Raw genomic sequence first — 26,967 nt, 5'->3', positions numbered from 1 at the left:
CGCGGCACGCGCGCGCGACGGGTCGGCCGGGACGGAGGCTGTGCCCCGCCCCCGGCCCGTCGCGCCGGCGCGGCGGAGCGCGCCGGACGCGCCGTCGCCCCCCGCGGACCGGACCGGGCGGAGGCCGAGCGCGTCGACGCGGGCCGCGGCGCCCCGGTGCGGGGCGCCGCCGTGCGAGGTGCTGCCGTGCGAGGTGCCGCCGTGCGAGGTGCCGCCGTGCGGGTCGCGGCCGTGCGGGAGGTCGTCCCGCGCGACGTCGTCGTCCGGGCAGACGCGGCGCGGGACGACGCGGAAGCGCGGGACGCGGCAGGACGGGCTGCGCGCCCGCGCTCTCCCGCGCCCCCGGTCACTGGCCGGCCCCCTCCTCGGCCGCGCCGACGACGGAACCGTCGGCGAGGCGCACCATCGCCGGGTTCTCCGCCTCGACCATGCCGAACGAGCGCGCCGTCTCGGGCAGCGCGGCCTCCGCCTCGCGGACCTGCGCCTGCAGCCGCTGGGTGTCCTGACGCACCTGTCCCACCTCCCGCCGCAGCTCCGACATCTCGTAGGAGTTCTGCGCCATCGTCGTGTTGACCAGGAGAGCACACAGGAGCGCGAGACCCAGCACCGACATGCACAGGACGAGGAACGGGACGCGCGACCGCGCCTGCAGCGGCGCGCGCACCACCTCGAGACGTGACCTGCGCTCCTCCGCGCCGCCGGGCAGCGCGGTGAGCGACGGCCGCCGGGCGTGCTCGACGGCGGGGCGAGCCGCGCGCGCGGCCGGACGGGCGGCCGCCGTGGACCTCAGTGCGCTCATCGTGTCTCCCTCGGTCGGTCGGTGCGGGCGTGGGGGCGGCGGTGCTGCGGCGTCGGTCGGGTGCGCTCCGCCGCCCGCAGACGGACGGAGGCGGATCGCGGGTTGGTCTCGCGCTCGTCGGGCGGCGCCTCCTCGGCGCCGCGGGTGAGGAGCCGCAGGTACGGCTGGGCGTCGTCCGGCACCACGGGCATCCCCGGGGGGACGTCGACCGTGGCGCCGAGCGCGAGCTCGCGCTTGACCAGCCGGTCCTCGAGGGAGTGGTACGACTCCACGACGAGGCGCCCCCCGACGGCCAGGACGTCGACCGCCGCCGGGACCGCCCGGGCCAGGACCTCGAGCTCGCCGTTCACCTCGATCCGCAGCGCCTGGAACGTGCGCTTCGCAGGGTTCCCGCCCGTCGTCCGCGTGGCGGCCGGGATGGACGCCCGGACGAGGTCGACGAGGTCCGCGCTGCGCGACCACGGCTCGGTCTCCCGGCGCCGCACCACGGCCCGCGCGATGCGCTGGGCGAACCGCTCCTCGCCGTACTCGCGCAGCACGCGCGTCAGCGCGCGCTCGTCGTAGGTGTTCAGCACGTCCGCGGCGGTGGGCCCCGTCGTCGGGTCCATCCGCATGTCCAGCGGTGCGTCCTGCGCGTAGGAGAAGCCCCGCTCGCGCTCGTCGATCTGCAGCGAGGACACACCGAGGTCCATGAGGACGCCCTGGACCGGCCCGCCCACGACGTCACCCACGACGTCCTCGATCTCGTCGTAGACGGCGTGCACGGCGCGGAAGCGCTCGCCGAACCGCGCGAGCCGACGAGACGCCCGCTCGATGGCCGCCGGGTCGCGGTCGATCCCGACGACCCGCGCGGTGGGGACCTGCTCCAGCACGGCCTCCGTGTGGCCGCCCATCCCGAGCGTGCAGTCCACGAGGACGGCCCCGGGCTCCGCCAGGGCGGGAGCGAGGAGGTCGACGCAGCGCTGCAGGAGGACGGGGACGTGGCGCTCGGCCGCGTCGTCGGGCGTCGTGCTCATCGTTCCTCCTCCGCTCGTCCCTGGTCCTCGTCGCTCTCGCTCGTCGCCCGTCCTTCGGCCGGCCGGACCGTCCGGTCAGGTCTCCCTCCGCGTCCTTTCTGGCGCCGGGGAAGTGCGCCAGACCGGGCGGGAGGAGACCTCACCGGACGGGGACCCGGTCCCGTCCTAGAAGCGCAGGTCCGGGAACACCTCCTCCGCGGTGTCGGCGTACGCCGACTCCTGCTCCGCGAGGTAGGTCTCCCAGGCCTCGGCGTCCCAGATCTCGACGCGGGTCCCCGCGCCGATCACCGCGACGTCGCGGTCCAGTCCCGCGTACGCCCGCAGGGGTGCGGGGATCGAGACCCGGCCCTGCTTGTCCGGGATCTCGTCGCTCGCGCCCGACAGGAACACCCGCAGGTAGTCGCGCGCCTGCTTGCTCGTCACCGGCGCCTGCCGGATCTGGTCGTACATGCGCCGGAACTCGTCCATCGGCAGCAGGAACAGGCAACGCTCCTGCCCCCGCGTCATGACGAGACCCGGAGCCAGCCGGGGCCTGAACTTCGCGGGGAGGATGAGCCTCCCCTTGTCGTCCAGACGAGGGGTGAAGGTCCCGAGGAGCAGGCTCGAGGAACCGCCGAGGACGTCGTCCACGAAGCCGGACATGCACCTGGCACCTCCCCTCCCGCTCCCAGTTCCTCCACGGTACTCCACATCCCTCCACCGTACGCGGCGAAATCGAGGAAGTTCACCCGTCTTCGCAGGATCTCCGCAGGTCAGCGTGCATGGAGGGCGGTGGAGGGGAGAGGGCCCCACCGCGCGTCGCGCCGCAGCACGGGCCACCGTCACGAGGGCGCCGTCCCGAGGTCGCCGTCCCGGACGACGGGCGGGCGCGCGGACCCTGCCCGCGCGTCAACTAGGCTCGTCCCCACCTGCGGCATCCCTCGCCGCAGCGAAGCGTCGTCGACGACGGAGGTCACCGTGCTGCCCGACATCGCCCCTGTCGCCCCGCCGGACGAGGGCGACGCGCTCGCCGGCCTCGACGAGCTCGTCGAGACGACCGCGCGCATCCGCTCGGGCATCGAGTCGGTGGTGACGGGCCGGCCCGACCTCGTCACGACCACGGTCGCCGTCCTCCTCGCCCAGGGCCACCTCCTCCTCGAGGACGTCCCCGGCGTCGGCAAGACGACGCTCGCGAAGGCGCTCGCCCGGACCATCGACTGCCAGGTCGGGCGCATCCAGTTCACCCCCGACCTGCTCCCGAGCGACCTGACCGGCGTGAACATCTACCGCGCGGCGAACCACGAGTTCGAGTTCCGCCCGGGACCCGTGTTCGCGAACATCGTCATCGGCGACGAGATCAACCGCGCCTCCCCCAAGACCCAGTCCGCCCTCCTCGAGTGCATGGAGGAGGGGCAGACGACGGTCGACGGCACCACCCACGCACTCCCGGACCCGTTCCTCGTCGTGGCGACGCAGAACCCCGTCGAGATGGAGGGCACGTACCCGCTGCCCGAGGCCCAGCGCGACCGCTTCATGGCCCGCCTCACCGTGGGCTACCCGGACGTCGACGCCGAGCTCCGGATGCTCGAGCGGCAGGAGGCCGACAACCCCCTCGCGCACCTGCGCCCGGTCACGACCGGCGACGCCGTCCTGCGCTTCGCCCGCGTCGTCCGAGCGGTGCACGCCTCCCTCGCCGTCAAGCGCTACGTCCTCGACGTCGTCACCGCGACGCGACAGCACCCGGCGCTGCGCCTGGGCGCGTCGCCCCGGACCTCGCTCCAGCTCCTGCGTGCCGCGAAGGCCCTCGCCGCGATGTCGGGCCGCGACCACGTCCTGCCCGACGACGTCCAGTTCCTCGCCGTGCCCGTCCTCGCCCACCGCCTCGTCATCACGACCGAGACACGTCTCGCCGGGCAGGACGCGGCTGCCGTCGTCCGCTCGGTCGTGGCCCAGACCCCGGTCCCGGCCCGGGACTCCGCAGAGCGGCGCTGACGTGCCGGCTCGCCCGGTCCCCGTACGCCGGCGCAGCCTCGCCCGGCGGCTCACGCGCGCTCGCCCCACCCGTCGCGGGACCGGCCTGCTCGTCACCGGCGGCGTCCTCGCGGCCGTCGGGATCACCCTGGGCCTTCCCGACGTGGTCGGCCTCGGCGCCGCGGCCGTCCTCGTCGTCGTCTCGGCCTGGTGCTGGATGACCGCGCACCGCATCGACCGCGGCCGGGGCGCCCTGCGGGTCGCGCGGCGCGTCCAGCCCAACCCCGCGACCCGGGGTCAGGTGACCACCGCACGGCTCACCGTGTCGGGATCACGACGGTCCGCCGGCACCGCGGGCACGCTCGCGCGCCTGCGCATCAGCGAGCAGGCGGCGCACGAGCTGTGCGACCACGGCTCCCTGCGGGCGCAGGTGGTCACCCGCGAGGACCACATCGCGGTCCGCTACCGGCTGCGGCCCCTGCGGCGCGGGCGCTGGCCGCTCGGCCCGCTGCTCACCACCCGGGTGGACGCGTTCGGGCTCGTGAGCGCGACCCAGGAGCTCGGCGACGCGACCTCGGTCGCGGTCTGGCCCCGCACCGTCGAGCTCCCGGTGCGCGGCACGCGCGCGTTCGGAGAGCAGGAGCGGTCGACGACGGGTGCCCGCCTGTCGTCCAGCGACGACTCCGTCCTGCGGGACTACGTCGCCGGCGACGACCCCCGGCGCGTGCACTGGGCGAGCGCGGCGCGCCACGGCCAGCTCATGGTCCGCGCGGACGAGAGCGCGAGCCTGCCGCCCGTGAGCGTGCTGCTCGACCGCGGGCTGCTCCCCCACCCCGGCCTCGACCACCCGGGGGCGCACGCCCTGGCCGACGGCGAGTGGGCGGTGGAGGCGGCCGCGTCGGTCGGCGTCTCGCTCCTCCAGGCAGGGCACCCGGTGCGGCTCGTGCCGACCTCCCTGGCCCCCGTCCTCGACACGACCGGGTTCACCACCAACCGTGCGGGCGAGGGCCCGGCCGACGTGCTCGACGCCACCGTCGACCTCCAGGGCCACCACGGGCTGAGCGAGACGGACCGGGCGGCGGCCGCGACCGCCGAGGCGCTGCGGGCCGCGCGCCGACCCGGTGAGGTCACGTTCGCCCTGCTGGGCCCGCTGGGTCCTGTCGCCCGCAGCACCGTGGCGTCCATGGCGGGCGACACCCTGCACTGGGCGATGGTGGTGCGCCCGCGGACCACGTCCTCCCAGCAGGCGGAGGCGCAGGACACCGTCGCCGCGTTGCGCGCGACCGGGTGGCACGTGGTGCTCGTCGACGCCGACACCCCGCTCGACCGCGCCTGGACCCGTCTCGTGGAGGGATCGCGATGAGCTCACCGAGGACCACGGGCGCACCTGGGCGCCGCACGCTGGCCACGACCGCGTGCGTCACCGTCGCCGTCCTCGCGTCCATGCACGCCCTGGGTGCCGTGATCGGTCCCGGTGACTGGACCCGCACCGGCGTGCGCACGGTCCTCGTCCTCGCCGTCGTCACCGGCGTGACGCGCTGGCTCCTCGAGCGGTCCGCGACCTCCCGCGGGGAGACGCTCGCGCCCCCCGCCGCTCTCCTCCCCTCCGCCGCCGGCCTGCTCGTCGGCGCCTGGGGCCTGCTCGGCCTCTACGGCGGACCCACCGACCGCTTCTCGGTCCTCATCGGCCTCTCCAACGCCGATCGCCTCGCCTCCCGCCTGGTGACGGCCCGCGAGCTCACCCTCGCCGAGGTCGCCCCCATCGGCCCGAGCCTGCCGATCGAGCTGCTCGCCGTGGGCGGCACCGTCGTCGTCTTCCTGGTGGCGGACCTGCTCGCCGGCGGCCTGCGCATCGCCGCGGCGACCGGGCTTCCCCTGCTCGCCCTGTGGGTCCCCGGGCTCGTCATCGTCGGCGACGTCCCCGCCGTGCCGTTCGTGCTGACGGTCGCGGCCCTCGTCCTGCTCCTCGCCGTCGACAACCCGCACCGCACCGCACGGCGCGCCGCCGCGCCGTCGTCGTCGCACCGGACGGCAGGCGGCCTCCGCGCCGCCGCCGCGGCAGCCACCGCGCTGGCGGTGGCCGTCGTCGGGCTCGGTGTCTCCGGGGCGAGCGCCAACCTCCCGGAGGTCGCGTCGTCGTCGTGGTCGAGGCTCTTCGCCTCGACCGGGGAGACCGTGCGCCTCTCCGACGACCTGGACATGCGGCGCGACCTCGCCGAACGCTCGGACCAGGTGGTCCTGCGCTACCGCACCGACGCGGCCGAGCTCGGGCCCCTGCGCGTCTTCACGCTGACCGGCTTCGACGGGACGAACTGGCGCCGCGGAGCGGATCGCTCCGGCGACCCCGTGGAGGACCCGGGCGCGCTGCTCTGGCCCGAGGAGACCGACCCGGGCGAGCCCGCCGACGTCGACGTCACCATCGAGTCGCTGCGCGACGCCAAGCTGCCCGTGCCGACCGAGCCGCGGAGCCTCGACAGCGACGGCGCCTGGCGGTACGACCCGGTCCGCGACGAGGTCGTCGGCGACCGGCCGACGTCGGCCGGCACCCGGTACGGCGTCACCGTGTACCCGCGACCGCTCGACGCCGAGACGCTGCGCGAGGCGCGCGGCGCCGACCCGGACGACCCGAACTACCTCGACGTCCCGGCCTCCGTGCACGAGCAGGAGATCCGCGAGCTCGCCGCCCAGGTGGCCGGGGACGCCGCGACCCGGTACGACCAGGCGCTGGCCCTGCAGACGTTCTTCCGGGACACGACCACGTTCACGTACTCGACCCAGGTACCCGCGGGCGAGACCGGCGACGCCGTGTGGGACTTCCTCCAGCACCGGACGGGGTACTGCGTCCAGTTCGCGACGTCGATGACGATGATGGCCCGGTCCCTCGGTATCCCCGCGCGCCTCGGGGTGGGCTTCCTCCCCGGGACCGAGGTGGGCGACGACAGCTTCGAGGTCACGGGCCAGGACTCCCACGCGTGGCCGGAGCTCTACTTCCCGGGTCAGGGCTGGGTGCGGTTCGAACCGACCCCCGCGCAGCAGACCGGTGCCGCACCCCGCTGGGCGATCCCGGTCGGGGACGCCGGGGCGCCCGGGTTCCCCCTGCCGGAGGACGCGCAGACCCCGGGCGAGGCCGTCACGCCGTCGGCGGAACCGACGCCGACGACGGCGACGACCGGGCCGTCGGCGGTGACGACGACCTCGCAGGACGACGGCGTGCCGTGGATCCTCGTCCTCGCCGCCCTGGTCGTGCTCGGCCTCGCCGTCACGGCCTGGGTCCTCGCGCGCCGCCGTTCGAGCAGGGGTGGCACCCAGGACGCGGAGGGCGCCTGGACCGAGCTGGGCGGGCGCCTGTCCGCCCTCGACGTCGGGTGGCCGGCGTCCGCCACGCCGCGGCAGGTCCCGACGGCCGTCAACGCAGCTGTCGTGGAGAGGAGCGGCGACCCGCTCGGCGACGAGGCGCTGTCCGCGCTCGTGACGCTGTGCGAAGAGGTCGAGCGCGTGCGCTACGCGCGAACGACGGCCCCGTCGCTCGCGCCGGACAGGCTGGGCGAGCTGGTCGAGGCCGTCGTCGTCGGTGCGCGGCTGGCGCTCAGCGACCGCCCTGCTCGCGACGGCGCTCCCAGCGCTCTTCGAGCCGGCTGAGGAACGCCTTGCGCGGCGGTGCGGCAGGCGCGGGCCGCACCGTCCCGTCGGCAGCGACGGTCCCGACGGGCCCCTTGCGGGACCGAGGCGCCTGGAAGACCAGCACCACGCCGACGAACATCAGGACGAAGCCGACGACGCCGAGCCACGTCATGGACGTGGCCGCGCCGAGGACGAGGAGCAGCAGGCCGCCGACGACTCCGACGCCGGCCAGGACGAAACGCAGCGCCGAACGACGGCGCGGCGACTGCAGCGTGTTCGCCAGCCGCGGGTCGTCCGAGGTGAGCGCGCGCTCCATCTGCTCCAGAACCCGCTGCTCGTACTCCGACAGAGGCATGAGCACCCCGTTTCTCCGCGGTGGTCGAGTGTCACCCTCAGGATAGATCGACATCTGCGGGCATGGTAGTCGAGCGGGCCTCGCGGGGTCCCAACGCGATGGATCTCACCCCGAACCGGCCCCGGACCGCGTCCATCGCCGCCTCCGCGCGGCGCCGGGCGTCCCCGCGCTCGTCGACCGCCTCGTCCAGCGTCGGCTGGACGGCGGTCTCGTCGCGCGGCGCGAGGCCCTCGGCCCGGACGCCGACGAGGCGCACCGCGAGCCCGTGCAGGTCCACCCCCGCGACGAGCTCGCGCGCGACGAGGTAGAGCTCGCGCGCGACGTCCGTCGGTGCACCGAGGGTGCGGCTGCGCGTCACGGTCCGGAAGTCGCTCGTGCGGACCTTGACGCTCACGGTGCGCGCCACGACCTCCTGCGCGCGCAGCCGTCCCGCGCAGCGGTCCGCGAGCTCGAGGACCTTCGCCTGGACGGCGTCCAGGTCCCGCAGGTCGTGGTCGAACGTCGTCTCGGCGCCGACGGAGCGCTCCGCCCGCTCGGGGCGCACCGGGCGTGGGTCGCGACCCCAGGCGAGGTCGTGGAGGTGGGCACCCGTGACCGTCCCGACGGCCGCCTGCAGCACGCGCACGTCGGTGTCGGCGAGCTCGGCCACCGTCCGGATCCCCCAGCGCGCGAGCACGCCCTCCGTCTTCTCCCCCACGCCCCACAGCGCCCCGACCGGCAGCTCCCGCAGGAACGGCACGGTCGCGGTGGCCGGGACGAGCAGCATGCCGTCCGGCTTGGCGTGCGTCGAGGCGACCTTGGCGACGAACTTCGTCGTCGCGATCCCCACGGAGCAGGTGATCCCGTGCTCCGCCTGGACCCGGTGGCGCAGGGCGGCGCCGATCACGGAGGGCGGCCCGACCCTGCGGCGGGCTCCGCTCACGTCGAGGAACGCCTCGTCGACGCTCACCTGCTCGACGAGGGCGGTGACCTCCCCGAGCATCGCCATCACCGAGCGCGACACCTCGTGGTAGCGCCGGTGGTCGGGCGGCACGACGACGGCCTGCGGGCAGGCCCGTCGCGCCTGGACCATGGGCATCGCCGAGTGCACCCCGTACGCCCGCGCCTCGTACGTCGCCGCGAGGACGACACCGCGCTCCGCACCGCCGACGATCACCGGCCGGCCGCGCAGCTCCGGGCGCCGCGCGAGCTCGACCGAGGCGAAGAACGCGTCCATGTCGACGTGGAGGATGGAGCACCCCTCCTCGTCGTCGCCCCAGTCCCGGCGGACGGTCGCGCGGGGGCCCCGGCTCATGTCGCCCGGCGCGGGGCGTGTCGCGGCGCGACGGCGGTCGCACGCACCGCGCCGGCCCCGGTCACGACGCCACCGTCCTCGGTACCGGGAGCACGGCGAAACCGGCGGCAGGGTCGACGAGCATCGCGACCTCGTCACGGAAGTCCTCCGCGCACGCGAGCAGCTCGTCCGCGCGCCGGGCGTCGACCGTGTCGAGCCGACCCGTGTCGAGCGCGGCGCGCACCCGCGCACCCCCCGCGAAGTACGTGGTCCACGCGGCCAACGACGGCTCGGCGTCGGCCAGCTGGTCCCACACGGCGCGGGCACGTCCCCGGCGCTGGGGACGCGCACGCAGCGCGACCACCGCGGCCGCCGCGCGCAGCGCGCCGAGGTGCGCGTGCAGGAACCGCTCCGCGGGGTCCGTCGCGGACGTCGCGGCGACGAGCTCCGCGTCCGCGCGCGCGAGCAGCCTGCCGACGTCCACCGGCACGACCGACGGAACCCTGCCGTTCGCGACGTTCGCCATGCGACACCTCCCGGACTCACTATCGAACACCTGTTCGATAGTGTCAACGTCCCGCGACCCCGCACTACGGTGGGCGCATGGCCCGCCGTTCGCGTCGACCCGTCCCAGGGTCCACCACGCCACCCACACCCGGGAGACGTCGCGGCCCGGCCGCCGCTCCCGCGCTCCCCGACGGCCCCGTCCCGATCGCCACGGGCACCGCACGCGTCGAGGCGGACCCGGACGCCCCCCGCGCCGTCACGCTCTACGTCAACGGCGTCCCCAGCTCCCACCTGGACCTCGACGACCCCGGGTTCCTCGGGTTCGAGTACATGCAGCAGATGGCGGCCGTCGTCGACCTCCTTCCCGCCGGACCCCTGCGGGTGCTCCACCTCGGCGCGGCCGGGTGCAGCCTCGCACGCTGGGTCGAGCACACCCGACCGGGGTCGGCCCAGGTCGGCGTCGACCTCGACGCCCGGCTCCTCGAGCTCGTCCGCGAGTGGTTCGCCCTCCCCCGGTCGCCCCGCCTGCGGCTGCGGACGGGAGACGCCCGCGCGGTCCTGGAGTCCTTCGGCGACGCGTCGTTCGACGTCGTCGTCCGGGACGTCTTCGCGGGCGACGCGACCCCGGAGCACCTCACGACGGCCGGGACCGCCGCCGCGGTGCGCCGCGTGCTGCGCCCGGGCGGCATCTACCTCGTGAACTGCGCCGACCGTCCGCCGCTGGGGACCGTGCGGCGCGAGCTGGCGACCCTCGCGCTCGTCAGCGCCGACGACCGGGGGGGCGCCTCGACGCCCTACGACGCCCGCCTCGCCGTCCTCGCCGAGCCCGGCCAGCTCAAGGGCCGCCGCTACGGCAACCTCGTCCTCGCGGCATCCCGGCCGGGCGAGCGGGCGCCGGACCTCGCCGGGCCCGCGCTCGCCCGCGCCGCCCGCGCGCTGCCCCAGCCCGCCAGCGTGCTCGTCGGGCACGACCTCGCGGCATTCGTGGGCACGGCGCGCCCGATCGACGACCCGCCGGCGCCCGCACGGCCCGACGACGTCCCGGACCCGTCGCACGCGCCGTCGCGCACCTCGTCGCCGCCTTCGTGACGCGTGACGCGCACGGCAGGCGGACGCACAGAAGCCGTGCACCGGACGGACCGGGCACGGCTCCTGCGGACGAGGTGCGAGGGCGGCGTACCGCCCGCGCACGCCGTCAGAGCGGGCGGACCTGCTCCGCCTGCGGGCCCTTGGGGCCCTGGGTGATCTCGAACTCGACCCGCTGCGCCTCGTCGAGCGTGCGGTACCCCTGGGTCTCGATCGCCGAGTAGTGGACGAAGACGTCGGCGCCGCCGCCGTCCTGGGCGATGAACCCGTAGCCCTTCTCGGCGTTGAACCACTTCACAGAACCCTGCGCCATGCTCTTCCTCTGACCTTCTGTCCATCCGGGGACATCTTCCGAGCGGACCCTTCGTCCACCCCCGAGCGCCGTACCGCACGTCCGGCACCCGAGAGCGTGCGCCTGGAGATCGCTACGACGCGTCACAGTCTGGCACGGCAGGTGTGTGCCACGCCACGGTGAATCGCGGTGTCCTGGGAGGATATTTCCGGACGAACGGACCGCCCGGACGGGCGGAGACGGCCTCAGTCGCCCGACTGCTGGGCGAGGAAGCGCTCGAACTCCGCACCCAGCTCGTCCGCCGTCGGGATGGGCGCGGACTCCGCCAGCAGGCTCGTGCGACCGACCGCCCGGGCGAACGCGTCGTACTGCTCCTCGAGCGCGCGCACCACCGACGCGACTTCCTCGGAGTCCCGGACCTGACGCTCCACCTCGGCGGTGGCCTCCTGCGCGGCCTCCTCCAGCCCGTCCGTCCGGAGCTCGAGGCCGGTGAGACGCTGCACGTGCTCGAGCGCCGCCACCGCCGCGGGGGCGTAGGAGGACTGCGCGAGGTAGTGCGGGACGTGCACGGTGTAGCCCACCGCGTCGTGCCCGGCCCGGCCGAGGCGCAGCTCGAGCAGGGCGGCGAGGCTCGCGGGCACCTTGACCGTGCCGAACCACGAGGTGTGCTCGCCGAGCAGCTCCGGGCGGGTGCCGTGCGCCGTCACCGAGGTCGGACGCGTGTGGGGCACGCCCATCGGGATCCCGTGCACCCCGACCGTGAGCGAGACGCCGAGCAGGTCGACGAGGTCGCGCAGCGCCGCCACGACACGCTCCCACTGCACGTCCGGCTCGGCGCCGTGCAGGAGCAGGAACCCCGTGCCGGCCGCGTCACGCACGTGGTCCACGACCAGGTACGGCTCGTCGTAGTCGGACCAGTGGTCGCTGCTGAAGGTCATCGTCGCGCGCTTCGAGCGGTAGTCGAGCAGCTGGTCGACGTCGAACGTCGCGACCCGGGTGACCTCGCCGAGCTCCAGGAGGTGCTCGACGGCGAGCTCGCCCGCGCTGCCCGCGTCCACGAACCCGGCGACGGCGTGCACCAGCACCGGACCCGCACCGGGTTCCGGCGGGCTCGGCCACAGGCGCGCCACCGCGTCCTGGTCGAGGTCGTAGAGCTGGCTGGGGTCGAGCATCCGTCCTCCTCGTGGTGTCCGGCGTCGCGCTGGGGGGCACCGTGCCGGGCCGGCGCCTGTGGTGACAACGCGCCGACGCGGGAGAACCTTCCCGTCAGCGCCCGGGCAGCCGGACGACCGAGACGAAGAAGTCGTCGATCTGACGGACCACGTCGATGAAGCGGTCGAAGTCGACCGGCTTCGTCACGTACGCGTTGGCGTGGAGCGAGTAGCTGCGCACCACGTCCTCCTCCGCCTCGGAGGTCGTGAGCACGACGACCGGGATCTTGCGCAGCGCGTCGTCCGCCTTGAGCTCGGCGAGCACCTCGCGCCCGTCCATGCGGGGGAGGTTGAGGTCGAGCAGGATGAGGTCCGGGGTCGGGGCGTCGGCGTGCTCGCCCTCCTTGCGGAGGAACGCGAGCGCGCTCACCCCGTCGGAGACGACGGAGAGGCGGTTCGTCACCTTGTGGTCCTCGAAGGCCTCGCGCGTCATGAGCACGTCGCCCGGGTCGTCCTCGACGAGCAGCACGTCGATGGGCTTGGTGCCGTGGCTCATGCAGAGGTCTCCTCGTGGTCGTGGCCCGTGCGCGAGGCACCGTGCTCGGGCCGAGCGTAGCCGACCTGGGCGTGCACGTACGCGTGCGCGAGCGTGAACCGGACCGTCGTGCCGCCCTCGCGCGGGTCGATCCAGATGCGCCCCCCGTGGTACTCGACGATGCGCTTGCACAGGGCGAGCCCGATCCCCGTCCCCTCGTAGACGTCCTTGGCGTGCAGCCGCTGGAAGATGACGAAGACGCGCTCCGCGTACTGCGGGTCGATCCCGATGCCGTTGTCCGCGACCGAGATCTCCCAGTGCGTGTCGTGCGCGAGCACACCGACGTGCACCACAGGGGCGCGGTCGGGCGAGCGGAACTTCACGGCGTTGCCGACGAGGTTGGCGAGGAGCTGCTGGAGGAGCGCCTGCTCGCCCACCACGGTGGGGAGCGGGTCGTGCGTGACGGTCGCCCCCGCGGCCGCGAGCGCCTCGGACAGGTCCGACAGGACCGTCTCGAGGGTCGACTCCAGGTCGACGTCCACCCGCTCGGTGCCCGTGCGGCCGACCCGCGAGAACCCCAGCAGGTCCTGGATCAGGCGCTGCATGCGCTTCGCGCCGTCCACGGCGAAGTCGATGTACTGGTCGGCGCGGTCGTCGAGCTCGCCCCCGTAGCGCTTCTTCAGCAGCTGCGTGAAGCTCGCGACCTTGCGCAACGGTTCCTGGAGGTCGTGGGAGGCCACGTACGCGAACTGCTCCAGATCGCGGTTGGACCGCTCGAGCTCGTTCGCCTGCTCCTCGAGGAGAGCGTGCGAACGCGCCGCGTCGGCGTGCGACGCCCGGATCTGCGCCACCTGGTCGACCAGCTCGACGCGCATGTGCTCGACGTCGTGCGCGAGGTCGGCGATCTCGGCGGGACCGGACGTGACGACCGGCTCGTCGAGCCGTCCCGAGCTCACCCGGCGGACGCGGTGCGCGAGGAGCGCGAGGGGGTCGGTGACCCACCGCTCGAGGCACACCCAGAGGATGATGCCGACGGCCAGCGCGGCGCCCACCAGGACCAGGACGCTGCCGAACAGGACCCTGCTCCACCGGTCGAGGGCCTCGACGGCCTCCGCGCGGTGCTCGCGCAGCTCGTCGACGTAGGTCCCGGCGGCGGCCCGCGCGTCCGCGAACAGCGCGAGGCCCTGCGCGCGCTCGGTGACGGTCACCGAGCCCGGGCCCTCGCGCTGCGTCGTGACGAGAGCAGGCTGGACGAACTCGTCCACCCAGACCCCGATCGCGTCGACCGCGTCGTCGACCGCACCCCGCAGCTCGGGGTCCGGGGCCAGCGCGTCGAGGCGTCCGGGGTCGGCGCCGTCGAGCAGGGTGTCGGAGCCCATCGCCCGCCCGTAGGCCTCCAGCGCCGTCTCGTCGCCGGTCGCGACGTAGGACCGGAGTGCCGACTCGGCGTCGATCAGGGCCACGAACGCGGAGTCGGCGCTCGAGACGGCCTCGAAGTACGGGCCGGTGATCTGCTCCTGGAGGGTGAGGACGCGGGACAGGGCGACCGCCGACGTCGTGACCACGCCGAGGACGATCACGCCCGCCACGACGAGCGCCCAGCCGAGCCGACGACGCAGCGTCGGGGCGCGGCGCCCCGCGCTCACCGGGCCCACTCGTCGGAGTCGGCGAGGGTGGCCGTGCGCTCGGCGGGCGTGACGGAGTCGTCGCCCGCCCAGCCGACGACGAGCAGCGCGGCGTCGTCGGCGAGCGGACCGCCGTGCAGGTCCCGCACACGCCGGAACACGCGCTCCACGACGCCGTCCGTGCCCCCGTCGCGCAGCGCCTCGTCGACGACCCGGCGCAGGCCGTCGGCGCCGATCCGCTCGGGCCGGCCCGCGGGCGCGGTGCCCGACCCGGCGAGCGTCGCCTCGACGAGGCCGTCGGTGTACAGCATGAGGGCCCAGCGCCCGCCGAGCTCGACGGGCTGAGCCGTCCACCCCCCGGTGACCGGGATCCCCAGCGCCCGCCCGCGCGCCCGGGGGACCACCTCCGTCACGGTGTCCTGGAGGAGCAGCGGCGCGAGGTGACCCGCGAGGTAGAGGTCGGCGCGGCGTCGGGCGGGGTCGACGACCACCTGGCACAGCGTGACGAAGACCTCCGGCCGGGCTCGCTCGGGCACGAGGACGCGTTCCAGGAGGGGCAGGATGTCGGCGGGCTCGGTGTCGGACAGCACGAGGGTGCGCCAGGCCGTGCGCAACGTCGCCCCGAGGGCGGCCTCGTCGGGGCCGTGGCCGGCGACGTCGCCCACGATGCACAGCACGGAGCCGTCCGGACGCTCCACGGCGTCGTAGAAGTCGCCCCCCAGGAGCCCGTTCCCGCCGGGGACGTAGCCCACCATCACCGCGAGCCGCTCGTCCTCGACGAGCGGGGTCGGCAGGAGCGCCCGCTCGAGCCGGGTCGTCTCGGCCGCCCGGACCTCGCTGCGGTAGAGCGCCCGCTGCTGCTCCTCCGACTTGCGGCGCTGCACGGCGTACCGCACGGAGCGCCCCAGCAGGTCGGCGTCGACCTCACCCTTGACGAGGTAGTCGTCGGCACCGGCCGCGACCGCCTGGACGCCGAGGTCGATCCCCGAGTGGCCCGTGAGCACGACGAGCGCGGGCGGGCTCGTCCCGGCACGCAGTCGCTCGACGCCGCCGAGCCCCACGGAGTCGGGCAGCCCGAGGTCGAGGAGGACGCAGTCGACGTGTCGGGCCGGCAGGGTCTCGATCGCCAGGTCCAGCGTCGTCGCACGGTGCAGCTCGACCTTGAGGCTCGCGTCCGCGAGGAGCTCCTCGACGAGGACCGCGTCGCCGTCGTCGTCCTCGACGAGGAGGATGTGCAGCACGTCGGTGGGGGCGAGGACCGCCGGCGAGGGGGCCGTGAGCCCCGCCCCGGCCCGGGCGCCCGACGCGCCGGGAGTCGTGCTCGCCGCGGGCACGTGCCGGTCCTGCCCGGTCACGACGCCCGCACCCCACTGGTCGCCATGGCCCCCGATCCTAGCGGGACGCGGCCGACCCGCCACGGAGCGCGGGCGGCGCGCCCGTCCGGGGGCGGGACGTCCTCGTGCGTGCCGGGGTGCGCCATAATGGACGGCCGCGTCGCGAGCCGGGGCACGCCCGGCGCGGCGGCCGAGCGCGGACGAAGGGACAGCGTGGGACGCATCGACGAGCTCCGGCTCGAGCAGGAGGTCGTGGACACCCTCTACGCACGCCTCGACGAGCTGCGGCGCACGACCCGCGCCCGGCTGGCGCAGGTGCGACGGTCCGGCCCGTCGGGGTCGCCGCAGAACCGCAGCGAGCGCGACGCGTTCGCGACGCTCTACGAGGACCGCGCCGCACAGCTCGACGCCGTGGAGGACCGGCTCGCGTTCGGTCGCCTCGACCTCGACGACGGCACCCGCCGCTACGTCGGCCGGCTCGGCCTGACCGACGCGGAGCACACCTCCCTGCTCACGGACTGGCGCGCCCCGGCGGCGCAGGCCTTCTACCGCGCGACGGCCGCGCACCCGGACGGGGTCGTGCGCCGTCGGCACCTCGTCACGGTCCGGCGCGAGGTGACCGGCGTCGAGGACGAGCTGCTCGACCTCGACGCGTCCGACGACGTGACGGCGTCGACGTTGTCCGGGGAGGGCGCGCTGCTCGCGGCGATGGCCGCGGGGCGCACCGGGCGCATGGGCGACATCGTGGCGACGATCCAGGCCGAGCAGGACGCGGTGATCCGGTCCGGGCTCGCGGGTGCGCTCGTCGTGCAGGGCGGTCCCGGGACGGGCAAGACGGCGGTCGCGCTGCACCGCGCGGCCTACCTGCTCTACGCGCACCGGCGCGTGCTGGAACGCTCGGGGGTCCTGCTCGTCGGGCCGAGCCACTCCTTCCTGCGCTACATCGACCAGGTCCTGCCGTCGCTCGGCGAGACGGGCGTGGTGAGCACGACGGTCGCGGACCTCGTGCCGGGTGTCGTCGCGAGGGCCGAGGAGGACCCGCGGTCCGCCGAGGTCAAGGGCCGCGCGGTGATGGCACAGGTCGTGCGGCGTGCCGTGCGCGCCCGCGAGCGCGTCCCGGCCCGCGACGTGCCCGTCCGGATCGACGGCCACGACCTGCTCGTGCGACGTCGCGACGTGCGGGACGCGATCGCCAAGGCCCGCCGCACCCACAAGCCGCACAACCTCGCCCGGGTCGCGTTCGTCCGCGACATGCTCGCGCGCCTGGCGGACCAGTACGCGGCGCGGCTCGGCGAGCCGCTCGTGGCCGAGGACCGCGCCCTCGTCCTGGAGGACCTGCGCGCGCACCGCGACGTGCGCGTCGCCCTCAACCTCGCCTGGTTCCCGCTCACGCCCCAGCGGCTCGTCGAGGACCTGTACACCAAGCCGCACCGCCTCGCAGAGGCCGCGCCCGAGCTCTCCGCGGCGGACCGGCGCCTGCTCGCGCGCGAGCCCGGGGCGCCCTGGTCGCCGGCCGACGTGCCCCTGCTCGACGAGGCCGCCGAGCTCCTCGGCGAGGACGACCAGGCCGCCCGGGCCGAGGCGGCGGCACGCACCGCGCAGCGCGCCCAGGACCTGGAGTACGCCCGGCAGGTGCTCGCGTCGAGCGGGGCGGGCGGGGGCATCGTCGACGCCGAGGTGCTCGCCGACCGCTTCTCGACGAGCGGCCCGCGTCTCACGACGGCCGAGCGCGCCGCGCAGGACCGGAGCTGGACCTACGGCCACGTCGTCGTGGACGAGGCGCAGGAGCTGTCGGCGATGGCGTGGCGGATGCTCGTGCGGCGGTGCCCGACGCGCTCGTTCACGGTGGTGGGCGACGTGGCGCAGACGTCGTCCCCCGCCGGTGCGCGCGACTGGGCCTCGGCGCTCGACCCGGTGCTGCGCGACGGCTGGCGTCTCGCCGAGCTGACGGTCAACTACCGGACGCCGGCCTCGGTCGCGGACACCGCACGCGAGGTGGCCGCACGCGCCGGGCTCCCCGTCTCGCCGCTGCGCTCGGCCCGGGACGTCCCCGACGCGCTGCGCGTCGTGACCGTCGGCACGCCCGAGGACGTCGGCCCGGCCGTCCGGGAACAGGCGGAGCGGGCCCGCGACGCCTTCGTCGCGGCCGGGGCCGGGCGCGTGGCCGTCGTCGCCGCGCACACGGACGTGCCCCGGCTGCGCGCGCAGCTCGGACCGCTCACGGGCGAGCGTCCCGACGACCCCGAGGCCCCGGTGGTGGTCCTCGACCCGGTCCAGGCGAAGGGCCTGGAGTTCGACGCCGTCGTGCTCGTCGAGCCGGAGCGCGTGGCCGCCGCGGTGTCGGGCGACTCGGACCTCTACGTCGCGATGACCCGGCCGACCCAGCGGCTCGTGGTCGTGCACCACGGCCCCCTGCCCGAGGGGCTCGGGAGCGCGACGGGCTGACCCCCCGACGCGGCCGCCCGGCCGCCGCGCAGCGCCGTCGGCTCGTCCCGAGGGTCAAGACCCGTTTGGTCCGCGCCCTGGGACGGGCGCACCATGGAGACGTGCTACGCGCCCTCCTCCTCGAGAACCTCCACCCGCTCGCCGCCTCGAACCTCGAGGCCGCGGGGATCGACGTCACCGTCCGCACCGGCGCGCTCGACGAGTCCGAGCTCGTCGACGCCCTCCAGGGTGTCCACCTGCTCGGCATCCGGTCCAAGACGAACGTCACCGCGCACGTCCTGGAGAACGCTCCCGACCTCATGGCTCTCGGGGCGTTCTGCATCGGCACCAACCAGATCGACCTGCGTTCCGCCGCGACGCAGGGCGTCGCGGTGTTCAACGCCCCGTTCCAGAACACGCGCTCCGTCGTCGAGCTCGCGCTCGCCGAGATCATCGCCCTGACGCGCCGGCTCACCGAGCGCGACCGCGCGCTGCACGACGGCGTGTGGGACAAGTCCGCCGAGGGTGCGCACGAGGTCCGCGGGCGCACCCTGGGCATCGTCGGGTACGGCAACATCGGCACGCAGCTGTCGGTCGTCGCGGAGAACCTCGGCATGTCCGTGGTCTTCTACGACACCGCCGAGAAGCTGGCCCTCGGCAACGCGCGCCGCATGGACACCCTCGACGAGCTCCTCGAGACGGCGGACGTCGTCACGCTGCACGTGGACGGGCGCCAGGGCAACGCGGGCATGTTCGGCGCGAAGCAGTTCGCCCGCATGCGTCCGGGCTCGATCTTCCTCAACCTGTCGCGCGGGTTCGTCGTCGACTACGACGCGCTGCGCGAGTCGATCCTCGCGGGCCACGTCGCGGGCGCGGCGGTCGACGTCTTCCCCGAGGAGCCGAAGCGCAAGGGCGACTCGTTCCACTCGGAGCTGCGCGGCCTGCCGAACGTCATCCTCACGCCGCACATCGGCGGCTCGACGGAGGAGGCGCAGGAGTCGATCGGCCAGTTCGTCTCCGCCAAGCTGCGCGACTACCTGACGACCGGGTCGACGACGCTGAGCGTCAACGTCCCCAACCTCGCGCTCGAGCACACCACGGGCATCACGCGGATCACGCACCTGCACCGCAACACCCCCGGCGTGCTCGCCGCGGTCAACGCGACCCTCGCCGAGCACGGCACCAACATCGAGGGCCAGCTCCTCGCGACGCGGGGCGACCTCGGCTACGTGGTCACGGACGTCGGCGCGCGCGTGGACCGGGCCGTCGTCGACGCCCTCGCGGGCATGGAGCAGACGATCGCCCTGCGCGTCCTCGACTGAGCAGGCCGACGCGCCTCACGGAGCGAAGGTCCCCCGGCCGGGGGACCTTCGCTCCCTGCGTCCCCGGGCCCTGCGGCGCCACGATGGAGCATGACCGGATACACGGAGGACCCCGTCGAGGTGCTGGACCAGCCCGCGTGCAGGGCGCTGGTCGCCGGGACGCACGTCGCACGCCTCGCCGTGAGCGTGCGGGGCGAGCCCGACATCTTCCCCGTGACCGTCCGGGCGCACGACGACACCCTCGTCTTCCGCATGGTGCCCGGGACCAAGCTCGCGACGCTCGTGACGAACGACCGGGTCGCCCTCGAGTGGGACGGCATTTCCGACGGCACCGCCTGGAGCGTGGTGGTGCGGGGTACGGCCCGACGCCTCGAGACGGCCGAGCAGGTCGAGGCCGAGGAGCGCGTCGGGCCGCCGCTCGTCCCCGTCGTCGACGTCCCCACGGAGGAGTGGGTGGCGGTCGCCGCGCACGACGTCACGGGCCGGCGCTTCCGGCTCGCGCCGCACGGGACGACGGACACGTGACGGAGGCTGCGACCCGGTACGGGGTCGCAGCCTCGGTCACATGTCGCCGGGGCGTGGGCTCGGCCGGACCTTCAGCCGGACTTGCGGCGAAAGGTGCGCTGGACGGGACCGACGGTCTCCGAACCGTGCACCGACCCCGTGTTGGTCTCGCCGTCGGCCGTGCGGTGCCGCGCGGCGTTCTTGCGGTCGAGCGCCTCGCGGAACTTCGCCTTGGCCTCCTCGCTCGGCGCGGTCTCGGCGGATCGTTGCTGGTCGGACGCCATGGCGTGTCTCCTCGTCCTCGGGGGCGTGGTGCGACGGGACCGCCGTGCGGGCCCTGCCGTCAGCCTCCCCTGCCGAGGCCCGGGACGCCACCTGATTCCGCCCGGTCGAGGAGCACCCTCGGGTAGCGTCGTGACCGTGCCCACGCAACCGTCGCCCTCGCCCCCCACGCCGGGGGTCCCCCAGCGCCGGCTCGGCCGGTCCGGCCTGACCCTGCCGACCCTGTCCCTGGGGCTGTGGCAGAACTTCGGCGAGGCGGACCCCGTCGCGACGCAGCGCGAGATCGTGCTCCACGCCGTGGACCGCGGCGTCACGCACCTCGACCTCGCGAACAACTACGGCCCGCCCGGAGGGGCCGCCGAGGAGTCGTTCGGTCGCCTCCTCGCCCGGGACCTGCGCCCCGTGCGCGACGAGCTCGTCGTGACGACGAAGGCCGGCTACCGGATGGGACCGGGGCCCTACGGGGAGGGCGGGTCCCGCAAGTACCTCCTCGCCTCGCTCGACGCGTCGTTGCGCCGCCTCGGCGTCGACCACGTCGACATCTTCTACAGCCACCGGTTCGACCCGACGACGCCGCTCACCGAGACCGTCGGCGCGCTCGCGACGGCCGTCCGGTCGGGACGCGCGCGCCACGTCGGCATCTCGTCCTACTCCGCGCGGCGCACCCGCGAGGCGCTGAGCGTCGCAGCCGACCTGGGCATCGACCTGGCCGTCACCCAGGTCTCCTACTCGATGCTCAACCGGTGGATCGAGGAGCCCGACGCCGACGCCGGGAGCGTGCTCGACGTCGCGGGCGAGGCCGGTCTCGGCGTCGTCGCCTTCTCCCCGCTCGCGCAGGGGATGCTCACGGACAAGTACCTGCACGGGACGCCCGACGATTCCCGCGCCGCGCGCGGCGGACCGCTGCGACCCGAGTACCTGTCCCCGGCGAACCTCGAGCGCGTGCGGCACCTCGACGGGCTCGCCCGCGCGCAGGGCCGCACGCTCGCCGCGACGGCCCTCGTGTGGGCCCTGCGCAACCCGCGCGTCACGACGGTCCTCGTCGGTGCGAGCTCCGTACGACAGCTCGACGCGAACCTCGCGGCACTGGACGCACCGCCGCTGAGCGACGAGGAGCTGCGGGCGGTCGACGCGATCCCGGTCGACACCGGGATCAACCTCTGGGCGTCACGCTCCAGCGACCTCTGAGGACGGGTCGGCGGCGTCCGCACGTCGCGCGGGCGCCGCGCCCTCCCCACGCCTGCCGTCACCGTCGACAACGCCGCCCTCGGGGCCGTCGGCCGCTGCGCCGTCGTCACCGTCGCCTGCGCGTGCCGCGTCGCGCTCCGCGTTCTCGACCCGCAGCGACGTGATCGCGCTCTCGAAGTCCTCGAGGGAGTCGAAAGCCTGGTAGACGCTCGCGAACCGCAGGTAGGCGACCTCGTCGAGCTCGCGCAGCGGTCCGAGGATGGCGAGGCCGATCTCGTAGGCGTCGAGCTCGGCGCTGCCGCTCGCGCGGATGGTCTCCTCCACGCGCTGCGCGAGGAGGGCGAGGTCGTCCTCGTTGACGGGACGACCCTGGCACGCCTTGCGGACGCCGTTGACGATCTTCTCGCGCGAGAACGGTTCGGTGACGCCGGAGCGCTTGACCACGGACAGGCTCGCCGTCTCGACCGTGGTGAACCGTCGCTGGCACTGCGGGCACTGACGGCGGCGACGGATCGAAGCACCGTCGTCGGAGGTGCGCGAGTCCACGACTCGGGAGTCCGCGTGACGGCAGAACGGGCAGTGCATGGCAGCTCTCCTCCGGGGACGGGCGCGAGCACCCGGTGCCCGGCGCGTCGAAAGTATGCCGCGGCACCGGGTGGGTGCAAGGTGGTCGACACCCCGGGCAGCAGGACGGGGGCGACCGGTTCTCCGGTCGCCCCCGCCGGGACGCCCCCGTCCCCATCACGCGCGACGACTCGCCTCGTGCGCGTCGACGTGCTCCGAGCCGCATGCAGCGGCTCACCTCTCGCCCGGCCCCCCAGCCCGGCGTGTGAGGTGACACTAACTTAGGCCCACCTCACTCGCCGTGGCAAGCCCTGGCCACGACTCCGTGAGGCACGTCACCCGCGCCCCACGCCCGAGCGCTCAGTCGCCCACGGGCAGGAGCAGGCGCTGCCCTGCCACGAGACCCGTCGACGAGAGCTCGTTGAGCTCGGCGAGCCGGGCCACGACGTCACGGACGTCCTCTCCCGGCGCGGCGACCGCACTCGCGTGCTCCCAGAGCGTCTCGCCGGCCGCGACCACGTGGACGCGCACCTCCACCGGCTCGCCGGGCTGCCCGGCGACCGCCGCGCCCACGCGGACGACGAGCAGGAACACCGCGAGGGCGAGAAGAGCGACCACGACGCGCCCCCGCCGCGTGAGGCGTAGCGGCCCCGACCCGTCGCGCCGCGGCGCGCGCGTCGACGCCTCATCCTCGCCCCGGCCTCCCGTCGAGCCGCCGTGACGCGTCCAGGGCTCGCGCGCTCGCACACCCTCGGATGCCGTGCCGCCCGTCCAGCTGTCGACCGCCGTGCCGATCATCGGTCCCTCCGTTCCACCGCGCGCGGCCCGGGCGCCTTCCCCGGTCGCCCGGACCTCGCGGGCTCGTCGTCGACCCTCGCCGGGTCGAACACGTGTACGTCGAACGTCTGTACGAAGGTCTATCACGTTTCACCGACACGGTCGAGCGTTCCTCGAACACATGTTTGATTCATGGCGCCCTCTCCCCTAGCCTGGGGGCAGGTCGGTTCGCCGGACATGTCCCGCGGCCACGTGGCGACGGCACCACGCGCACCGACGGCAGGGCGGCGGACCACGGGCCGGCGACCGCGAGGCGACGAGGCGACGAGGGCGGAGACGACGATGGCGGGACGTGGCAGGGAGTCGGGCGGCAGGCTCGCCGAGGTGCGCGAGCTCCCCGACGGCACGGCGGGCGGTGACGGGCTCACGCCGCGCCAGCGCCTGGTGCTCGAGACGATCCGCTCGTGCGTCGACCAGCGGGGTTACCCGCCGAGCATGCGCGAGATCGGCGAGGCCGTCGGTCTCACGAGCCCCTCCTCCGTCAAGCACCAGCTCACGACCCTCGAGCGCAAGGGTTTCCTGCGCCGCGACCCGAACCGCCCTCGGGCGATCGAGGTGGTCCAGCCCGACGACTCACGGACGGTCGAGCGCTCCCCCGCCCGCTCCCACGCGGCGTCCGTGGACGAGGCCCACCCGGCGCCCTCGTACGTGCCCGTCGTGGGACGCATCGCCGCCGGCGGACCGATCCTGGCCGAGCAGGTCGTCGAGGACGTGTTCCCCCTGCCGCGTCAGCTCGTCGGCGACGGCGAGCTGTTCCTCCTGCGCGTCCAGGGCGACTCGATGGTCGACGCGGCGATCTGCGACGGCGACTGGGTCGTCGTGCGGCGTCAGCCGGTCGCCGAGAACGGCGAGATCGTCGCGGCCATGATCGACGGCGAGGCGACGGTGAAGACCTTCAAGCGCACCGACGGGCACGTGTGGCTCATGCCGCACAACCCGGCGTACGAGCCGATCGTCGGGGACGACGCACAGGTCCTCGGGCGCGTCGTGTCGGTGCTGCGCAGCCTCTGACGGACGACGCACGAGGGCCGGTGGTCGACGACCACCGGCCCTCGTGCCGTCCTGCGCTCGCTACAGCCCGAACCGCCGGGCGACGGCACGCAGGGAGTCGGCGGAGGCCCGCAGGCCGGCGAGCTCCGCGTCGGAGAGCGGGACCTCGACGCGCTCCGTGGCGCCGTGACGGCCGACGAGGGTCGGCAGGGACAGGCACACGTCGTCCAGCCCGTAGTCGCCGTCGAGCAGGGTCGAGACGGGCAGCAGCCGGTGCTCGTCGTCGAGGATCGCCTCGATGATGCGCGTGCCCGCGAGCCCGACGGCGTAGTTCGTCGCGCCCTTGCCCTCGATGATCCGGTACGCGGACTGGACCACCTCGCGGGCGATCTCCTCCCGCGTGTCCGCCGAGAGCGGGGGGTGCCCCGCGATCCCGGGCCACTCGAGCAGCGGGACGCCCCCGATCGTCGCCGAGCTCCACAGCGGGATCTCGCTGTCGCCGTGCTCGCCCGCGATGTAGGCGTGGACGTTCTGCACCGCGACCCCGCAGTGCTGCGCCACGAGGAACCGCAGCCGCGACGAGTCGAGCACGGTGCCGCTGCCGAACAGCCGCTCGGGCGGGAGGCCGGAGAACGTGAGCGCCGCGTACGTGACGATGTCCACGGGGTTGGTCACCATGACGTAGACCGCGTCCGGCGCGACGTCCACCAGCCCGGGGAGGATGGTGCGCATGAGGCCGATCGTGCCCTCGGCGAGGTCGAGCCGGGTCTGGCCCTGCTTCTGCTTCGCGCCCGCGGTCACGACGACGACGTCCGCGCCCTCGCACACGGCGACGTCGTCCGACCCCTCGACGCGCGCCATCGGCATGAACTGGATCCCGTGCTGGAGGTCCAGCACCTCGGCCTCGACCTTCGGCCGGTTGACGTCGAGCATCGCGACCGTGCGCGCGGCACCGCGCATGAGGGCCGCGTACGCCAGCGTCGAGCCGACGGCGCCCGCCCCGACGATCGCGAGCTTCGTCGTGCGTGCCCCGGGTCGCGGCGGTGTGGGGTCCCCCGCCGGGCCCGCAACGGGCGAGGGGGTCGTGCCTGCGTCGGTCATCGCGCCTCCGTCTCGGTGGGTTCGCCTCAGCCTAGGGCGACGAGGCGGCGCAGCGCACCGGTGGCGACCTCCCGGTCGGTGGTCTGCCAGAAGTCCGGCATGGACCGGGTGAGGAAGGTGCCGTAGCGCGCGGTGACGAGGCGCGGGTCGAGCACGGCGACGACGCCCCGGTCGCTCGTCGAGCGCACGAGGCGGCCGGCGCCCTGGGCGAGCAGCAGCGCCGCGTGCGTCGCGGACACCTGCATGAAGCCGTTGCCCCCGGCGGCCTCGACCGCGCGCGCCCGCGCCGAGCGCACCGGGTCGTCGGGGCGCGGGAACGGGATGCGGTCGATGAGGACGAGCTGGCAGGACGGGCCCGGCACGTCGACGCCCTGCCACAGGGACAGCGTCCCGAACAGGCACGTCGCCGGGTCGTCGGCGAACTGGCGCACGAGGGTGGGAAGCTGGTCGTCGCCCTGGCACAGCACGGGCACGTCGAGGCGCTCGCGCATCGCCTCGGCGGCGGCCACGGCGGCGCGACGCGACGAGAAGAGCCCGAGCGTGCGGCCACCGGCTGCCTCGACGAGCGCGGCGATCTCGTCGAGCTGGTGCTCGGTCGCTGCCTCGCGCCCGGGTGTCGGGAGGTGCTTCGCGACGTAGAGGATGCCCTGCCGCCGGTAGTCGAAGGGGCTGCCGACGTCGAGCCCGCGCCACGGCGGCGGCTTCTCCTCCTCGGACCCCGCCGTGCCGAGCCCGAAGGAGCGCGCCACGGCGTCGAACGCGCCGCCGAGCGCGAGCGTCGCCGACGTGAAGACCCCCGTGCGCTCGGTGAGCAGGTGCGTCCGGATGAGGCCGGCGACGCCGAGGGGCGCCGCGTGGAGGCGGCTCGCTCCGTCGCCGAACCGGTCCCCGGCCCAGCCGCCCTCGCCCGGCCGCGAGCACCACAGGACGTCGTGACCGGTGGGGTCGGCCGCCATGCGCTCGGCGATCTCGAAGAGCTGGAGCATCGCGGACTGGGCCATCTTCAGGCCGGTGTCGGGCGTCGCGGGCTTCGTCGCACCGGTCTCGGGCTTGAGCCGCGAGAGGACCTCGCGGGCGCCGTCGCGCACGGCGGCGACGGCGTCCCGGGCGCCGTCGGGCAGACCGTCCGGGAAGCGCTCGGCGGGCAGCGACCCGACGACCCCGCCGAACGTCGCGGACGCGGCGTCCAGCAGGTCGGTGGTGACGCCGCCGTGCCGACGCGCGAGCCGCGCGGCTCCCTCGATGGCGGGGACCGAGAGGTCGACCGTCGCCGCGGCCGTCACGCGGTCGGCGAGCTCGTGGGCCTCGTCGACGACCAGCACGTCGTGCTCGGGCAGCACCCCCGGGGAGCCCATCGCCGCGATGCCGAGCATCGCGTGGTTCGTCACGACGACGTCGGCCTCGCGCGCGGCGGCGCGCGCCTTCTCGGGGAAGCACTCGGCGAGCAGCGGGCACCGTTGGCCCAGGCACTCCAGCGCGGTGACCGAGACCTGGCGCCACGCCTTGTCGCTCACGCCGGGCACGAGGTCGTCGCGGTCCCCGCTCGGGGTGTCCTGCGCCCACTCGCGCACGCGGACGACCTGCTCGCCGAGGGACGCCGTCGCCCCGCTCTCGGTCCGGGCGGAGGGGTGGTCGGTCGCGCCGCCCGACTCGCCGGGGAGGTCGAAGAGCGTCGGTTCGTCGACCGGGTACCCGCCGGCGACCTTGTGGACGCACACGTAGTTGTGCCAGCCCTTGAGGAGCGCGATCGACGCGGGGCGCGGGAGCTCGGTGCCGATCGCCTCGGCGACGAGCGGGAGGTCGCGCGTGATGACCTGGCGCTGGAGGGCGAGCGTCGCCGTCGAGACGACGACGCGCTCGTCCGTCGCGACGGCATGCCGCACGGCGGGCACGAGGTAGCCGAGCGACTTCCCCGTGCCCGTGCCGGCCTGCACGACGAGGTGCTCGCCGCTCCCGATCGACCCCGCGACGGCGCGCGCCATCTGGTGCTGCCCGTCGCGGCGCGCTCCCCCGAGGCGGCCGACCGCGAGGTCGAGGAGCGCGTCGACGTCCGGCACGCCCGCGAGCGACGCGGCGTCCCGGGTGCCCGCGCCCTCCTGCGGCGCGTCGTCGGGAGCACGGGCGGCGAGGGGCGGGACGGGGGGCACCCGCCGAGTCTACGGTCGGACCCCGACGTCGCCCCGGTGGCCGGGCGCCCTGTGGACGGGCGCC

At 75.0% G+C, this 26,967-nt stretch carries 24 protein-coding genes and 1 pseudogene; 9 read left to right on the top strand and 16 right to left on the bottom strand.

Going from position 1 to position 26,967, the window contains the following annotated elements:
• Nucleotides 1-346: 346 nt before the first annotated feature.
• The 3 genes from ftsL to mraZ form a co-directional block, all read right to left on the bottom strand.
• A complete protein-coding gene (gene ftsL / locus LGQ04_RS14615) occupies nt 347-799 on the bottom strand; it encodes a cell division protein FtsL (RefSeq protein WP_229244666.1) in 453 nt (150 codons plus the stop codon).
• A complete protein-coding gene (gene rsmH, locus LGQ04_RS14610) occupies nt 796-1,815 on the bottom strand; it encodes a 16S rRNA (cytosine(1402)-N(4))-methyltransferase RsmH (RefSeq protein ID WP_229244665.1) in 1,020 nt (339 codons plus the stop codon). The genes ftsL and rsmH overlap by 4 nt, the downstream gene beginning before the upstream one ends.
• Nucleotides 1,816-1,980: 165 nt before the next feature.
• Nucleotides 1,981-2,415, bottom strand: a complete 435-nt coding sequence (gene mraZ / locus LGQ04_RS14605) for a division/cell wall cluster transcriptional repressor MraZ (RefSeq protein ID WP_229244740.1) — start codon at nt 2,413-2,415, stop codon at nt 1,981-1,983.
• A gap of 357 nt (nt 2,416-2,772) precedes the next feature.
• On the opposite strand from mraZ, the gene LGQ04_RS14600 reads away from it, so the two are divergent.
• Genes LGQ04_RS14600 through LGQ04_RS14590 form a run of 3 tightly spaced genes read left to right on the top strand, consistent with a single transcriptional unit; the run spans nt 2,773 to nt 7,404 of the window.
• Nucleotides 2,773-3,786, top strand: coding sequence for an AAA family ATPase (locus tag LGQ04_RS14600; protein WP_229244664.1), 1,014 nt, complete (start codon nt 2,773-2,775; stop codon nt 3,784-3,786).
• Nucleotide 3,787: 1 nt separating this feature from the next.
• Nucleotides 3,788-5,128, top strand: coding sequence for a DUF58 domain-containing protein (locus LGQ04_RS14595; RefSeq protein ID WP_229244663.1), 1,341 nt, complete (start codon nt 3,788-3,790; stop codon nt 5,126-5,128).
• Entirely contained in the window at nt 5,125-7,404 is a 2,280-nt protein-coding gene (locus LGQ04_RS14590) for a transglutaminase TgpA family protein (RefSeq protein WP_229244662.1), read from the top strand. The genes LGQ04_RS14595 and LGQ04_RS14590 overlap by 4 nt, the downstream gene beginning before the upstream one ends.
• Here the strand turns inward: LGQ04_RS14590 and LGQ04_RS14585 are convergent.
• From LGQ04_RS14585 to LGQ04_RS14575, 3 genes are all read right to left on the bottom strand, one after another.
• Entirely contained in the window at nt 7,352-7,741 is a 390-nt protein-coding gene (locus LGQ04_RS14585; protein WP_229244661.1) for an SCO2097 family morphological protein, read from the bottom strand. The two genes, LGQ04_RS14590 and LGQ04_RS14585, sit on opposite strands and share 53 nt — an antisense overlap.
• 37 nt (nt 7,742-7,778) lie before the next feature.
• A complete protein-coding gene (locus LGQ04_RS14580; RefSeq protein ID WP_229244660.1) occupies nt 7,779-9,035 on the bottom strand; it encodes a DNA polymerase IV in 1,257 nt (418 codons plus the stop codon).
• Between the two features lie 61 nt (nt 9,036-9,096).
• The gene (locus LGQ04_RS14575) at nt 9,097-9,540 is read right to left on the bottom strand and encodes an SAV_6107 family HEPN domain-containing protein (RefSeq protein ID WP_229244659.1); all 444 of its coding nucleotides are present in this window, start codon (nt 9,538-9,540) and stop codon (nt 9,097-9,099) included.
• A gap of 77 nt (nt 9,541-9,617) precedes the next feature.
• Here LGQ04_RS14575 and LGQ04_RS14570 point away from each other — a divergent pair, with 77 nt between their 5' ends.
• Nucleotides 9,618-10,610 carry a spermidine synthase gene (locus LGQ04_RS14570; protein ID WP_229244658.1) on the top strand — a complete coding sequence of 331 codons (993 nt, stop codon included), beginning with the start codon at nt 9,618-9,620 and terminating at the stop codon, nt 10,608-10,610.
• A gap of 106 nt (nt 10,611-10,716) precedes the next feature.
• Here LGQ04_RS14570 and LGQ04_RS14565 read toward each other — a convergent pair whose 3' ends face one another.
• The 5 genes from LGQ04_RS14565 to LGQ04_RS14545 all read right to left on the bottom strand — a co-directional run bounded on the left by LGQ04_RS14565 (nt 10,717) and on the right by LGQ04_RS14545 (nt 15,565).
• Nucleotides 10,717-10,920, bottom strand: coding sequence for a cold-shock protein (locus LGQ04_RS14565; RefSeq protein ID WP_229244657.1), 204 nt, complete (start codon nt 10,918-10,920; stop codon nt 10,717-10,719).
• A 224-nt stretch (nt 10,921-11,144) separates the two neighbouring features.
• On the bottom strand, nt 11,145-12,071 hold the full coding sequence (locus LGQ04_RS14560; RefSeq protein WP_229244656.1) for a proteasome assembly chaperone family protein: 927 nt from the start codon (nt 12,069-12,071) through the stop codon (nt 11,145-11,147).
• A gap of 94 nt (nt 12,072-12,165) precedes the next feature.
• Nucleotides 12,166-12,606, bottom strand: coding sequence for a response regulator (locus LGQ04_RS14555; RefSeq protein WP_229244655.1), 441 nt, complete (start codon nt 12,604-12,606; stop codon nt 12,166-12,168).
• On the bottom strand, nt 12,603-14,231 hold the full coding sequence (locus LGQ04_RS14550) for a sensor histidine kinase (protein ID WP_229244654.1): 1,629 nt from the start codon (nt 14,229-14,231) through the stop codon (nt 12,603-12,605). Before LGQ04_RS14550 ends, LGQ04_RS14555 begins: the two co-directional genes overlap by 4 nt.
• The gene (locus LGQ04_RS14545; protein ID WP_308016413.1) at nt 14,228-15,565 is read right to left on the bottom strand and encodes a PP2C family protein-serine/threonine phosphatase; all 1,338 of its coding nucleotides are present in this window, start codon (nt 15,563-15,565) and stop codon (nt 14,228-14,230) included. Before LGQ04_RS14545 ends, LGQ04_RS14550 begins: the two co-directional genes overlap by 4 nt.
• Nucleotides 15,566-15,691: 126 nt before the next feature.
• Here LGQ04_RS14545 and LGQ04_RS14540 point away from each other — a divergent pair, with 126 nt between their 5' ends.
• The 3 genes from LGQ04_RS14540 to LGQ04_RS14530 all read left to right on the top strand — a co-directional run bounded on the left by LGQ04_RS14540 (nt 15,692) and on the right by LGQ04_RS14530 (nt 19,815).
• Nucleotides 15,692-17,989 (top strand): HelD family protein, encoded by a 2,298-nt coding sequence (locus LGQ04_RS14540; protein ID WP_372470083.1) that lies wholly within the window; start codon nt 15,692-15,694, stop codon nt 17,987-17,989.
• A 101-nt stretch (nt 17,990-18,090) separates the two neighbouring features.
• A complete protein-coding gene (gene serA / locus LGQ04_RS14535; protein WP_229244652.1) occupies nt 18,091-19,290 on the top strand; it encodes a phosphoglycerate dehydrogenase in 1,200 nt (399 codons plus the stop codon).
• 90 nt (nt 19,291-19,380) lie between these two features.
• Nucleotides 19,381-19,815, top strand: coding sequence for a pyridoxamine 5'-phosphate oxidase family protein (locus tag LGQ04_RS14530; protein ID WP_229244651.1), 435 nt, complete (start codon nt 19,381-19,383; stop codon nt 19,813-19,815).
• Between the two features lie 71 nt (nt 19,816-19,886).
• Here the strand turns inward: LGQ04_RS14530 and LGQ04_RS14525 are convergent, their stop codons facing one another.
• Nucleotides 19,887-20,078, bottom strand: a complete 192-nt coding sequence (locus LGQ04_RS14525) for a DUF5302 domain-containing protein (RefSeq protein ID WP_229244650.1) — start codon at nt 20,076-20,078, stop codon at nt 19,887-19,889.
• Between the two features lie 136 nt (nt 20,079-20,214).
• Here LGQ04_RS14525 and LGQ04_RS14520 point away from each other — a divergent pair, with 136 nt between their 5' ends.
• Nucleotides 20,215-21,264: an aldo/keto reductase gene (locus tag LGQ04_RS14520; protein WP_229244649.1), complete on the top strand. Its 1,050-nt coding sequence runs from the start codon at nt 20,215-20,217 to the stop codon at nt 21,262-21,264.
• A 96-nt stretch (nt 21,265-21,360) separates the two neighbouring features.
• Here the strand turns inward: LGQ04_RS14520 and nrdR are convergent.
• Nucleotides 21,361-21,849 (bottom strand): annotated as a pseudogene (nrdR, locus tag LGQ04_RS14515) (transcriptional regulator NrdR); the annotation flags it as partial.
• A 339-nt stretch (nt 21,850-22,188) separates the two neighbouring features.
• Nucleotides 22,189-22,446, bottom strand: coding sequence for a LysM peptidoglycan-binding domain-containing protein (locus LGQ04_RS17835; protein ID WP_229244648.1), 258 nt, complete (start codon nt 22,444-22,446; stop codon nt 22,189-22,191).
• Between the two features lie 501 nt (nt 22,447-22,947).
• Between LGQ04_RS17835 and lexA the strand changes: the two genes are divergently transcribed.
• The gene (lexA, locus tag LGQ04_RS14505; RefSeq protein ID WP_229244647.1) at nt 22,948-23,676 is read left to right on the top strand and encodes a transcriptional repressor LexA; all 729 of its coding nucleotides are present in this window, start codon (nt 22,948-22,950) and stop codon (nt 23,674-23,676) included.
• A 60-nt stretch (nt 23,677-23,736) separates the two neighbouring features.
• Here the strand turns inward: lexA and LGQ04_RS14500 are convergent, their stop codons facing one another.
• Nucleotides 23,737-24,756, bottom strand: coding sequence for an L-lactate dehydrogenase (locus tag LGQ04_RS14500; RefSeq protein ID WP_229244646.1), 1,020 nt, complete (start codon nt 24,754-24,756; stop codon nt 23,737-23,739).
• Nucleotides 24,757-24,782: 26 nt separating this feature from the next.
• Entirely contained in the window at nt 24,783-26,903 is a 2,121-nt protein-coding gene (locus LGQ04_RS14495) for an ATP-dependent DNA helicase (protein ID WP_372470082.1), read from the bottom strand.
• Nucleotides 26,904-26,967: the final 64 nt, after the last annotated feature.

The sequence above is a fragment of the Cellulosimicrobium marinum genome (assembly GCF_020551945.1).
GTDB lineage: Bacteria > Actinomycetota > Actinomycetes > Actinomycetales > Cellulomonadaceae > Cellulosimicrobium > Cellulosimicrobium marinum.
This window is presented reverse-complemented; position numbering and strand designations above follow the sequence as displayed.

What these genes read in the sequence shown, in the direction of transcription:
- ftsL (WP_229244666.1), bottom strand. Translation starts at nt 799, where the DNA reads ATGAGCGCACTGAGGTCCACGGCGGCCGCCCGTCCGGCCGCGCGCGCG.
- rsmH (WP_229244665.1), bottom strand. Translation starts at nt 1,815, where the DNA reads ATGAGCACGACGCCCGACGACGCGGCCGAGCGCCACGTCCCCGTCCTC.
- LGQ04_RS14590 (WP_229244662.1), top strand. Translation starts at nt 5,125, where the DNA reads ATGAGCTCACCGAGGACCACGGGCGCACCTGGGCGCCGCACGCTGGCC.
- LGQ04_RS14585 (WP_229244661.1), bottom strand. Translation starts at nt 7,741, where the DNA reads ATGCCTCTGTCGGAGTACGAGCAGCGGGTTCTGGAGCAGATGGAGCGC.
- LGQ04_RS14580 (WP_229244660.1), bottom strand. Translation starts at nt 9,035, where the DNA reads ATGAGCCGGGGCCCCCGCGCGACCGTCCGCCGGGACTGGGGCGACGAC.
- LGQ04_RS14575 (WP_229244659.1), bottom strand. Translation starts at nt 9,540, where the DNA reads ATGGCGAACGTCGCGAACGGCAGGGTTCCGTCGGTCGTGCCGGTGGAC.
- LGQ04_RS14570 (WP_229244658.1), top strand. Translation starts at nt 9,618, where the DNA reads ATGGCCCGCCGTTCGCGTCGACCCGTCCCAGGGTCCACCACGCCACCC.
- LGQ04_RS14565 (WP_229244657.1), bottom strand. Translation starts at nt 10,920, where the DNA reads ATGGCGCAGGGTTCTGTGAAGTGGTTCAACGCCGAGAAGGGCTACGGG.
- LGQ04_RS14560 (WP_229244656.1), bottom strand. Translation starts at nt 12,071, where the DNA reads ATGCTCGACCCCAGCCAGCTCTACGACCTCGACCAGGACGCGGTGGCG.
- LGQ04_RS14555 (WP_229244655.1), bottom strand. Translation starts at nt 12,606, where the DNA reads ATGAGCCACGGCACCAAGCCCATCGACGTGCTGCTCGTCGAGGACGAC.
- LGQ04_RS14540 (WP_372470083.1), top strand. Translation starts at nt 15,692, where the DNA reads ATGGACGGCCGCGTCGCGAGCCGGGGCACGCCCGGCGCGGCGGCCGAG.
- LGQ04_RS14530 (WP_229244651.1), top strand. Translation starts at nt 19,381, where the DNA reads ATGACCGGATACACGGAGGACCCCGTCGAGGTGCTGGACCAGCCCGCG.
- LGQ04_RS14525 (WP_229244650.1), bottom strand. Translation starts at nt 20,078, where the DNA reads ATGGCGTCCGACCAGCAACGATCCGCCGAGACCGCGCCGAGCGAGGAG.
- lexA (WP_229244647.1), top strand. Translation starts at nt 22,948, where the DNA reads ATGGCGGGACGTGGCAGGGAGTCGGGCGGCAGGCTCGCCGAGGTGCGC.
- LGQ04_RS14500 (WP_229244646.1), bottom strand. Translation starts at nt 24,756, where the DNA reads ATGACCGACGCAGGCACGACCCCCTCGCCCGTTGCGGGCCCGGCGGGG.